We start from the raw sequence: 7,805 nt of genomic DNA on the forward strand, positions 1-7,805 counted from the left end.
AAATCCGCTCACACCCGCTAGAGTGTTTTGTTCCGAGGCTTCTACCCTCTGTTCAAACCCAGAGCCCCTTTCAAGGTCGAAGTTGAAAGGGGCTTTTTTATTGGGCGCTGTTTAGTTAAGCGCTTCAATTTGCCGATACTAGCGAGACATCCCGCTTCGCACAACCTGTGGGTGTTCACTTTCCATAAAACTAGCGAAAGCCCCGTGTTTAAAGGCTCCGCGCCACGTTTTGCGAATTTCAATTTCGTAGCGCGGACTACTTCAACCCGGCCAGCAGATCAGCGAATGACTGCGGCTTTTCCGGCATTCCGTCCTGCATTGCAGGTTGATCCCCCATTGGGGGTTGAGCCGTAGGTTCGGCCGGTCTATCCGGCTTGTGTTCGATCAGGCGTTGCTCGGCATTCTCCAGGCGCAGCAGCTCGATCTCTTTCCGTAATGGTTCAACCGCGTCCGCGACGGCCTTGGCGATGAGGCTGGCAAGGTCGCTTGGCACTGTGACGCCGTGTGACATTTCCGGTGTGACGCTCTGTGACGGTGTCACAAAAGGCCCATAAGCGCGCAGCAGCTCGGTGGTGTCGATGTAACGCCGGTCATCATGGCCAACGCTATACACCAAGCGGCTTTCGTTCATTGCCCGGTACAGTGATCGGCGCGTTCTGCCGACCAGTGACGCGGCTTCGTCGATAGTGTGACGCATAGTCTTTTTCCGTCATGTGACGCGTCACACTATAGCGCCCAAGCCTTCCCCTGCGGTACGCACCACCCTTAGCTTCGGTCGCCGTTGCTGGGCTAGCTCTAACTTGGCGGCCTCCAGTAGATCGGGACGATTGTCATAGGCGTCCATTACGATGGGGACAAAGGCGTGCAATAGCGGGCCGCCGTCGTCCCATTCTTCGCGCTTTCGCCCGGCGCTTTCCTCCAGGTTGAGAGTCATCGTCAGGTTATAGATGCTCGCATCCCCATCCTGTCGTGCCTGCTCACGATGTATCGAGCTGACACTTAACACGTCGCACAGCCGGTCGAAGCCCAGGGCATCGGCCAGACCTTCCGCGTCCACTAGCAGCGACATACCAAAACCGATTAGCTCGCTCCGCGCCTCACTGTGCTCAGCCTCTCGGTGTTCCTCTGCTCGGCGCTCCTGGACTGCTATGGCCTTTCGGGTAAATGGCAGGAATGCTTCCAGTTTGGCGGCTTCGCGGAGAATGGCCCGGCGCTCAATGTGGATGGAGTCGAGGCGTCGGACAAATACGCGACAAATGCGCCTGGCGGTGATGAGTTTCGTGGCGGCACTGGCATTTGGCTTATTGGCAATGCTGCGCAAGGTGCTGATGAGTTTCGACGACATTGGGGCGATCCTTCCGTGGGTGTTTGCTCATCGCCGGCGCGCAGTAGGCGCTCCAGGTTGAAAAGTGGCTATCTCACGCGGGTAGACTGTCGCGGATTCTGAGCACGGTTGTGGTCGAGCATTGCGCGTGACGGGCAGCCGCACGAATCCCCAACCCGGCGCCTAGCAGCTCCTTCACGCGCTTGTGCAGATCCTCGTCCACTGGGCGGCCCTGGTACTTGCCGGCCGCCTTCGCCTTTTCGATCCCTTGCGCCTGACGCTCCCGGCGCTGCTCGTAATCCTTGCGGGCAATGGCGGCCATCATTTCGACCATCAGGCCGCTGATTGCGCCAAGCATACGGTTGGTGAATTCGTCGCCGGTCTTGGCGCTCATGGCTTGGTGCGTGGTCGGCAGGTCGAGCGCGACAATGTGCAGTCCTTTGGCGTCGATAACCCCCTTGAGCGTCTGCCAGTCTTCGGCAGATAGGCGAGACAGGCGGTCGATAGATTCAACCAGCAGCACGTCTCCCTTGTGGGCATCCTTGAGCAATCGCAGCAGCTCCGGGCGGTCGGCTTTGGCCCCGCTCTCGTTCTCCAGGTACTCACTGGCAATGCGCTGTTCGTGATCGGCAACGAACTGGGCAAGGGAGGCACGGGCGCGGCCAGCGTCCTGCTCATCGGTTGAGGCCCGGAGGTATGCGCGAATAAACATGGTCTGTCCCCTTGGTGTATCAGTAAAGGTGCTCTTTATATACTGTTGCACTTTGACTGTTACTTATCAAGGGAAAAGACTGAATAAACCAAAATAAACCCGTATCTGCTCAGCTATACCCAAAAAAACTGGCATTACAGAATCAGTCAGCCGGAGCTTTCAGGCAGGCGATCAGGACGGGGATCGGTTGAACCTTGCCGGGTGTATGGGGCATCAGGGCAAGTGCTGCCGCTCCCGCCTGGTCGGAGTCGCCGGGGAAATAGTGGGTCTTCCCGGCGATGGTGCAGGTGTAACCGAGGCACGGCAGAGACTCGCCCCGGTCGCTGCAATCCGCCACGTCGATAACGATCAGCGAAACGCGGTCAGCCCCTTGGGCGCGCACCTGGTCAACTTCGCGCTTGAGCTGGGCTATCAGGTTGCGGCGGCTCATTTATATTTCGCTCCTGGTGGGCCTTCAAGCAGCGCCAATAGCTCAATCGTGTCCGCCTCTGTCGCCTCCATCTCTTCCATTGTCATTTCAGTTTTCGGCTCAAAAGCATTGGCCTCGCACCAGTCCATAACCTCCCCGATAGCTCTCGAAATTGGCGTGCCGTGAATTAGCACAAGCTGCTTTCGGATTTTTCGTACCTGCTCGCGTTTGCTCATCGTCTGGCCTCGATAACCTGGCGGTACAGCGCGGCGGCATGGTCGCTGACTGATACCCCAGCGGGCACCGGCTCGACAATCCAGGCACCGGCTGGTGGGAATGGCTGCATATCCATAACGCCCGGACGGGTGCGGCCTTCGGTCTTTCGGGTGTGCAGGATCATGGCTAGGGCCAATTCTGCGGCCTGACTGCTGGTCATCTTGCACAGCGGGAAGTACATATCGACGTGCTTCCCCTCGACACGGTGGCTCACCAAATGACCTACGGTTTCCGGCAGATCCAGCGGCCCGCTATCGTCCATCACGACAGCCAGGACGATCAGCGCTTCGTCTTCCAGCCCCGCTATGGCGGACAGTCGTTGTATCTCTGCGCGCAGTGCTTTCAGGCTCATCGGTCAGCCTCCACGAGCCCGCGCAGCTCGATTAGTTGTTGTTCCAGCTCGGCCACCTCGACAACACGGGCCATGCCCAACACGGCATCGAGTAACGCCTTGCCCTGGTCACTTGGAAGCGTGCCGTTGGCAATGGCGCGCATGATTGATCGGGCGGTACTGGGCAGGTCTGTATCGTCCAGGGCGAAAGCTACCGGCTCGGCAATCGGCTTGAGCGCGGGAACAATCCGCTCCAGGATCAACCGGCACGCCTGCATATCACCGGCCTTTGCCGCGTCCAGGACGACACTGGCGACCTCATCAGAGCCCGCCGTCAGTTTGGCGCGCAGTTTGGCCAGGTTGCCCGGTCGGCCTCCAGGGTTGCCGGTCTGGCCCTTGGCGAAGGTGCCATTCTTGCGGCGGCCCGTAGCCTGTTTTGACGTGTTCTCAGGCTTGCTCATAAGTCACACCACCATCGGTGATGGAAAGGGCAGCAGCAAGGCGCTGGGCGCGCTCTGTGGCTTCCTGATAGGTGTCACCCTGCAGGACTGCCAGCAAACGGCCTTGATGCTTCAGGCGGACGTGATATTTCGGCGGTAGGTTGTGAAGGGCGCGGTGTAGCACCTGGCCCATTTCAATTGGTCTGAGCATGATCGTAAAAGGGGGCATTGCTGCCCCCATCCTCCCTTACTTGCAGCGCAGGAACGCTAGTGGGACGGCCTTACGCTCAACAACGCGATCCCAGTGGGCAGCGCCGGCGATCTCAGCGAGCGTCGGAGAGTTGCCGGCGATGGTGCCTTCCACCCAGGCGAAGCCGGCAGGGTGAACCGCCGTGTTGATGCGGCTGTGCAGCACTTGCTGACCGCCACCTTTACCGGCGCCGGGGATGTTTTCGACCTCGGTGCCTTCGGCAATGGTTGGGTCTGCCACGCCGTAGCCGACTGCGCCAGGCCCGAACAGTGGGCAGGTGTAGACGCCACCGACAAGCGGCACGCTGTCATCCAGCACCACGACCAAGCCGCGATAGGTCGGAAGGCGCATCGAGCCAGAGGATGGCTGTACGAACTCGATCAGGTCGGCCTTGAGTGCGCGCTTGTACAGGTTCGAGTGAAGGCCGATGCCGACCAGACTGCCCATCGCGTCGCCCATGGTGCCGGCAGCGTCGATAACGGCTTCTGGGCTGAACTCCGCCAGAGCACCGGCCAGGCCGGAGATGTCGAAGATCATGTCACCGGCATCGTTGGCCACGTTGTCCGCCAGGATGCCGTTGAGGCTGGCAATCAGGCGTCGCTGTAGCTGGCGGTTCCAGTATTCGGCCACGCGATCCTGAATGCGGTTCAGGGCGTCTGATCCGGCTAGTTCACTGGCCAGGTTCATTGCTGCCCAGGACTGGTGGATAAAGCTTTTGCGAACGAGCTGTTTGCCGGCCTGGATCTTGAGCGGCACGGACAGGGTAGCCGGGTCATCGCTGACGATATCGGCTTCTTCGTTGCCCAGGTCTTTCCAGAATGGGACGGTGAAGGAGTGAGCGCCGGCATTGAGCTGGTTGGTGATTACATCGTTCTTGACCATGATCCCACTCGTAACTAGAGCGGTGCGCTCCATGGTGTTTTGAGTGATGTAGTCAGTGAACTTGGATGGAACGATTACGTCGCTAAGTTGGGTAGTAGCCATGGGGGTATTGCCTCGAATCTAAGAGAGATTCGCGGGTCACAGACGTCGCGGAGAGGGTCGGCCACTGGCCAGGGTGTTGCGGGTGTCGGCCACAGGCCGGAAGGGGTTGCAGCTCCCACAGGAAGCCGCGCTGTCAGTGTACGTTACCGCAGGCCAAACTCGGAAGGCTTCTGTTCGCTACGGCTCTGAGGCGCGCTCGGTGTTGAGCGAGACCCTGACGCGCCGCCGCCTGACGCACCGCTGCTACGAACAATGTGGTTCAACTTGCCATAGTCGTGGGCCAGGTAACGCCAAACCTCGTTTTCCTCACACTTGATCGGGCGAGTAACGGTCTTGCCGTCTACCTTCTCGGAGACTTCCACCTGCTTGCCGTCCAGGTCGCGCATTTCCAGAACACCGGCATCATTCAGAGCGAAGGTGAAGTGCTCGGCCAGCTCCTGAGACGAATACTTCGACGACACCAGAACCTTGCTCAGCAGGTCAGCCACGGGCTTGTTGAACTTGTAGTCAGTGATCTCGGCGTCTTGCGCCTCTACTCGGGTGGTCAGGCCGTCGCGCTCTGCCTTGACCTTCTTCAGCTCGGTCAGCAGCTCGGCGTTCTTGGCGCGCAGGCGTTCCAACTCTTGATCGTCTGCATGGTTATCGGCGTTATCAGTCATGGCGGATTCCTAGTGGATTTTCACGGTTTGAACATCAATGGTCAGATACGCCAGGGTTTGCCCGGCAGGCCCAATTGCACCCACGCTGTGCAGCGTCCCTGACGCAGTTAGGCGGCTCCCCTTGGGTAGCTCGCCTATCAACTGTGCGTGCCTCTCGTTGCGCACCACGGCCCGCACTGAACGGCGCGCCTGATCGCTGTAGATCGAGCAGTACAACCGGCCACGCTCGTCCATCTTGAGTTCGCTGGTGATTGCGCCGGTAATCGTTGCGTTAAGCACGGGCGCTCTCCAGGACAGGCGACAGAGGCTTGCTCTCAGCCAATGCAATCAGCAAGGCACTCGCTTGCAGATCCCCACCATCAGCAGCAGAACGCAGGCGATCCCAAGCGGCGGACACTTCATTGCGAGTCGGCTTGGCCTGGCGACCACGCGTTTTGATTGCTGTGTTCATACGGGCTCCATTCGTGGTTGGTATGGCCAGATTAGACCGTATCTGTACGGATATCCACCGTTATTTGAGTACACTTAAAGTGTTACGGCAACTTACAGAAACACAACCCCTATCCAGACCGATGAAAAGACGCAAAGCGTTGCAGTAATCTTTTGTCAGGCAAATTGATACGCTGACGCCCCATTCTTGGGGAGTCGGTGAAGGTTTCCACTATTGGAGGGGATGCAAAAAAAAACTACAGCCCCATTTCCTTGATGATTCGTCGCGGATCGGCACCTTTGGAAAGTGCGCGCTTGGCGTCCCTGGTGAGCTGATCGAGCGCCCGGTCCTCGAAGTCAGCCGCCATAGCTGCAGCCTTCCTGACGATCAACAAAGCCAGCTCGGGAGGGAACGGTGGGGCCTTCGGGGTTGGCAGGTAATCACAGTCGATAATGGACACGGTTCATCCTCTTGAGCAGGACTGGCAGGAAGTGCGGTGTGTCGAACCACTCCCCTGCAATGTCCAGGTCTACTGCTGACGGATCAGAAGCATCCAAACCCAGGCCAAGGGCTGTATATCTGATAAGGCTATTTACTCACTCAAGCCTTGAGCCAGTTGCTCACTGTCTTCTGACTAAGGCCTAGAGCTTCTGCAATGTCGCGCTGTGACTTGCCCTCGGCTGCCATTGCCTGAGCTGTCGGGAGTAGCTGCTCGCGCTTGGCCGCACCCTTGGCCTTGCCTCCCTTGGCGCCACGCGCGGCCTGGATCTCACGGAACTTAGCCGGGGTGAAGTGCTGCCACGTCCATTTACTGATGCTGCGGGCAATCGCTCGGCACTCGCTCACGTCCAGCGGATTGCCTATGTCGATGTAGTTGGATGCCTCCACCAGATCGAGCACGGCCCGAGCGAAGGCTACAGAGCCTCCTGGCTTCCAGTAGTCGCGCACAAGGCTGTAGGACTTCACGCGGGCAATCTCAAACACGGTGCAATTGCGCCCCAGGCCGGCATAGTCGGCTTGCTTGCAGCGCTTCCTCATCTCAGCAGGTGAAGGCAGCGCGACATATTCGGCTAGCTCTTCCAGCAGGTACGGCTCAGCGCGCCATGTGTGCGTTTGCCAGTGCTTGTGGGCTGGATTCTTCACCACTACGCCGGCATAGCCCCTATCGGCCTCCAGGGCACGCCTCAGACCCTCCTGAATGGCCGCCATGAATAGGACTGGCTGGATTCTGGCCACGTCTGAGACTGCCACCGGAGCCGTTAACAGGTAGATCAGGTGGGCGTGCCCATTGGCTGGGTTTTTCACCGTCATGTTCGGCGGCGGCGCGTTGCGGTCGTTCCAGTCGATTGCAGCCCCTTCGCGGTCAACGTCGAAGCAAAGGCAGACGTAGCGCTTGGCGGTGTTCGGCTGGATTAGCAGACGGTCGAGAGCAGCCACCAACGGCAGCCGGTAAAGGCCTTCGCGGGTAGGGCTATCGGTACAAAGCGGCCTGCTTGGTAGCCTGGATTGGAACAGGTCTAGCGGCTGTTGCGCGCAGGCTTCAGCCGCCCCACTTGCGCGGGGTGCCCGATTGGCGGCCATAAATCACGCCGCCGTCGCAGACTGACGGAAATAGAACGCTTGGACTGCCTCCAGGTCGTACCGGATAACGCGCTGATTGATCCTCAGTGCGATCGGAAAGCCTGGTTGCTTGGAGATATTGTGAAGGGTTCGAGCGCTAACCCCGAGGGCCGCGGCGGTCTGAGTGGTTGTTGCAGTGTACTTTTGATGCATGTCTCTCACCTTATGATTGGTGAGGGCAGTCTCGTCGGTTAAATCCCGTGCCCTGGCGGTACAGATTGACCTCCAGCACACATATGATATAAATCCGCTCACACCCGCTAGAGTGTTTTGTTCCGAGGCTTCTACCCTCTGTTCAAACCCAGAGCCCCTTTCAAGGTCGAAGTTGAAAGGGGCTTTTTTATTGGGCGCTGTTTAGTTAAGCGCTTCA

The 7,805-nt window shown here is 58.9% G+C and carries 14 protein-coding genes; all 14 read right to left on the reverse strand.

Annotation, left to right across the window (positions count from 1 at the left end; translation table 11 throughout):
• Positions 1-256: 256 nt before the first annotated feature.
• On the reverse strand, positions 257-697 hold the full coding sequence (locus QMX98_RS29710) for a hypothetical protein (protein WP_282411809.1): 441 nt from the start codon (positions 695-697) through the stop codon (positions 257-259).
• A gap of 24 nt (positions 698-721) precedes the next feature.
• On the reverse strand, positions 722-1,345 hold the full coding sequence (locus tag QMX98_RS29715; RefSeq protein WP_282411810.1) for a hypothetical protein: 624 nt from the start codon (positions 1,343-1,345) through the stop codon (positions 722-724).
• A gap of 73 nt (positions 1,346-1,418) precedes the next feature.
• Positions 1,419-2,036, reverse strand: coding sequence for a recombinase family protein (locus tag QMX98_RS29720; protein ID WP_282411811.1), 618 nt, complete (start codon positions 2,034-2,036; stop codon positions 1,419-1,421).
• A gap of 142 nt (positions 2,037-2,178) precedes the next feature.
• Positions 2,179-2,466: a hypothetical protein gene (locus QMX98_RS29725; protein ID WP_282411812.1), complete on the reverse strand. Its 288-nt coding sequence runs from the start codon at positions 2,464-2,466 to the stop codon at positions 2,179-2,181.
• Positions 2,463-2,681, reverse strand: a complete 219-nt coding sequence (locus QMX98_RS29730) for a hypothetical protein (RefSeq protein WP_282411813.1) — start codon at positions 2,679-2,681, stop codon at positions 2,463-2,465. Before QMX98_RS29730 ends, QMX98_RS29725 begins: the two co-directional genes overlap by 4 nt.
• Positions 2,678-3,073: a hypothetical protein gene (locus QMX98_RS29735; RefSeq protein ID WP_282411814.1), complete on the reverse strand. Its 396-nt coding sequence runs from the start codon at positions 3,071-3,073 to the stop codon at positions 2,678-2,680. The genes QMX98_RS29730 and QMX98_RS29735 overlap by 4 nt, the downstream gene beginning before the upstream one ends.
• Positions 3,070-3,513 (reverse strand): hypothetical protein, encoded by a 444-nt coding sequence (locus QMX98_RS29740; RefSeq protein WP_282411815.1) that lies wholly within the window; start codon positions 3,511-3,513, stop codon positions 3,070-3,072. Before QMX98_RS29740 ends, QMX98_RS29735 begins: the two co-directional genes overlap by 4 nt.
• Positions 3,500-3,721 carry a hypothetical protein gene (locus QMX98_RS29745; RefSeq protein WP_282411816.1) on the reverse strand — a complete coding sequence of 74 codons (222 nt, stop codon included), beginning with the start codon at positions 3,719-3,721 and terminating at the stop codon, positions 3,500-3,502. Before QMX98_RS29745 ends, QMX98_RS29740 begins: the two co-directional genes overlap by 14 nt.
• Before the next feature lie 18 nt (positions 3,722-3,739).
• Positions 3,740-4,726, reverse strand: coding sequence for a hypothetical protein (locus tag QMX98_RS29750; RefSeq protein ID WP_157695048.1), 987 nt, complete (start codon positions 4,724-4,726; stop codon positions 3,740-3,742).
• Positions 4,727-4,869: 143 nt separating this feature from the next.
• Complete coding sequence (locus QMX98_RS29755; protein WP_282411817.1) at positions 4,870-5,385, reverse strand: hypothetical protein; 516 nt, start codon at positions 5,383-5,385, stop codon at positions 4,870-4,872.
• Between the two features lie 9 nt (positions 5,386-5,394).
• Positions 5,395-5,664 carry a hypothetical protein gene (locus tag QMX98_RS29760; protein WP_282411818.1) on the reverse strand — a complete coding sequence of 90 codons (270 nt, stop codon included), beginning with the start codon at positions 5,662-5,664 and terminating at the stop codon, positions 5,395-5,397.
• A complete protein-coding gene (locus tag QMX98_RS29765; RefSeq protein WP_282411819.1) occupies positions 5,657-5,836 on the reverse strand; it encodes a hypothetical protein in 180 nt (59 codons plus the stop codon). The genes QMX98_RS29760 and QMX98_RS29765 overlap by 8 nt, the downstream gene beginning before the upstream one ends.
• A 235-nt stretch (positions 5,837-6,071) precedes the next feature.
• On the reverse strand, positions 6,072-6,275 hold the full coding sequence (locus QMX98_RS29770; protein ID WP_282411820.1) for a hypothetical protein: 204 nt from the start codon (positions 6,273-6,275) through the stop codon (positions 6,072-6,074).
• 140 nt (positions 6,276-6,415) lie between these two features.
• Positions 6,416-7,252: a replication initiation protein gene (locus QMX98_RS29775; protein ID WP_282411821.1), complete on the reverse strand. Its 837-nt coding sequence runs from the start codon at positions 7,250-7,252 to the stop codon at positions 6,416-6,418.
• Between the last annotated feature and the right edge of the window lie 553 nt (positions 7,253-7,805).

This window comes from Pseudomonas sp. PS02303 (assembly GCF_029959925.1).
Taxonomy (GTDB): domain Bacteria; phylum Pseudomonadota; class Gammaproteobacteria; order Pseudomonadales; family Pseudomonadaceae; genus Aquipseudomonas; species Aquipseudomonas mandelii.